Annotated in this window: 3 protein-coding genes and 1 pseudogene; all 4 read left to right on the forward strand. The window is 42.2% G+C overall.

The window, feature by feature from the left end; all coding sequences use genetic code 11:
• The first annotated feature begins 156 nt into the window (after positions 1-156).
• The gene (locus QUA40_RS29245; RefSeq protein ID WP_445301218.1) at positions 157-507 is read left to right on the forward strand and encodes a transposase; all 351 of its coding nucleotides are present in this window, start codon (positions 157-159) and stop codon (positions 505-507) included.
• Between the two features lie 116 nt (positions 508-623).
• Entirely contained in the window at positions 624-836 is a 213-nt protein-coding gene (locus QUA40_RS28725; protein WP_333132112.1) for a hypothetical protein, read from the forward strand.
• A gap of 26 nt (positions 837-862) precedes the next feature.
• Positions 863-1111 (forward strand): hypothetical protein, encoded by a 249-nt coding sequence (locus QUA40_RS28730; RefSeq protein ID WP_333132114.1) that lies wholly within the window; start codon positions 863-865, stop codon positions 1109-1111.
• A gap of 11 nt (positions 1112-1122) precedes the next feature.
• Positions 1123-1419: pseudogene (locus tag QUA40_RS28735) on the forward strand (IS630-like element ISAcma28 family transposase); the annotation flags it as partial.

Here is a 1419-nt window from a genome sequence, read left to right on the forward strand (position 1 = left end):
TAACTGGTTAACTGGTTCCCAGGCTCTTCCTGGGAACCGATGTCACTCTTGCTCTGCCTCGGCCCAGACTATGGAGGATCTTCCTCCGGATATGCGTTACCAGGCTCTTCCTGGTAACGAGTATAATCATTTAGGATTGCTATAGCGATAGCTTCCATTCAAGCTGATTGCTTAATGCGAGTCCGAGGCAATGCCTGCTTGTGGTCAGCACCACCAGCCTACAGTGGTCGTGGCAGACCACGGAAACATGGGCAAAAAATCAAGCTCAACGACCCAACCACATGGCTCGAAGCGCATACTGTGATTGAAATTGACGAACATCCAGAGTTGGGACAAGTTCGAGTCCGTCAATGGCAGGACTTACATTTCTATCGCGCCACTCAACAAAGAGTCAATTTAATACTCGCCCTTAAGAATGAATCCCATGTCAAACGGTCAGCCGTTTCCACCCTTATGGTTGGCTTGGTTTGGAGAACTAACTCTACCCTTAGAAACTATTTGGTTTAAGTATTTACGAGGTTTTGGAGTCGATCATTGGTAGAGATTTGTCAAGCAACGATTACATTAGACATTGCCTAATACCAATTTTATGTGAAGTTGCATATAATAGAGAGGTAGTGTTTATGGTGCGTTTTATGGCTCGTAGTTTAAAAATTATAATTGAAGAAAGTGCAGAATTTTTAGAAAAACAACTAAAAAATACTCGTACTGCCCATCAGAAAGAACGAATACAAGTATTATGGTGGTTAAAAACAGGGCAAGTACAGGAGCATCAAGAATTAGCGAATCGTTTGGGTAGAGACAAATCTACGATAACCCGCTGGTTACAAAAGTAGCGACTTTTGGATTATCGGAATTATTGTTGGTGAAAAAAGCCCCAGGACAAGTACCACATTTGACAGGCGAGGCATTAGCAGGACTAAAAGAACGTTTAGCAACCGGAGCCCCTTTCAAAAGCTACGGGGAAATTGTGGAATGGCTCAAAAGTGAGTATAATCTATTCCTGACTTATGCAACAGTCTATGCCTGGGTGCATGATCGTCTCCAAGCAAAACTGAAAGTGCCACGTCCGCAAAGTGGTTTACAGGACGTAGAAGCAGTGGAGCTTTAAAAAAAAACATCATGCCAGCAGTATTGACGTTTCAAAAATATTTTGGTAAGGGTAAAAGACTACGATATTTGTGTCAAGATGAAACCCGGTTGGGATTGAAAACATTGACAGGAAAATTAATTACAGCCAGAGGGGTAAAACCAGTAGCTCCCCTACTATGGAAACGTGAAAATTTTTGGTTGTATGGGGTAGTCGAACCCTTGAGTGGCTGGCATTTTTACCAAGAATATTCTCATTTTAACGGAGAAGATTTTCAGCAATTTATTGACGCTCTTTCTCTACAATTGGGTGAAGATATGGCCCTTATT

The sequence above is a fragment of the Microcoleus sp. Pol11C3 genome (genome assembly GCF_036701485.1).
In the GTDB taxonomy this organism is placed as follows: Bacteria; Cyanobacteriota; Cyanobacteriia; order Cyanobacteriales; family Microcoleaceae; genus Microcoleus.

Excerpts from the sequence above, each read along its gene's own strand:
- QUA40_RS28725 (WP_333132112.1), top strand. The coding sequence starts at position 624 with ATGGTGCGTTTTATGGCTCGTAGTTTAAAAATTATAATTGAAGAAAGT.